This window comes from Bradyrhizobium pachyrhizi (genome assembly GCF_001189245.1).
In the GTDB taxonomy this organism is placed as follows: Bacteria; Pseudomonadota; Alphaproteobacteria; order Rhizobiales; family Xanthobacteraceae; genus Bradyrhizobium; species Bradyrhizobium pachyrhizi.
Genome location: NZ_LFIQ01000032.1, coordinates 1 through 290, shown reverse-complemented (window position 1 = coordinate 290; position 290 = coordinate 1). Strand labels below are relative to the sequence as shown.

Genomic DNA, 290 nt, shown 5'->3' with positions numbered 1-290 from the left:
AAGCGCGCCAGATGGTAGGCGATCTGCGCATCAGTGGGTTGATAGTCGATGTTGGCCGGCGCAACCCTTTGGGCCTGGCCGAGATGATCGACTTCGACCACCCAGGGCGTGATCGAGCCCTGGCTCGATTGCCAAACAAGGCTACCTGCGAGACCAACTGATAACATCAAGCAGCCGAACGCCATCAAGCGCCAGTTCCTGGCCTGCACGCGGGCAGATCCAATGCGTTCGTCCCAAACCTGCGCTGCCTTTTGGTAAGGCGTGATGGGCTCGGGCATGCGCCCGTAGTG

1 protein-coding gene is annotated in these 290 nt (G+C 60.7%); it reads right to left on the bottom strand.

The genetic code is table 11. The features are described 5' to 3' along the window. A partial coding sequence (trbF, locus tag AKL29_RS03910) for a conjugal transfer protein TrbF (protein WP_244481745.1) occupies positions 1 to 290 on the bottom strand: 290 nt, incomplete at both ends.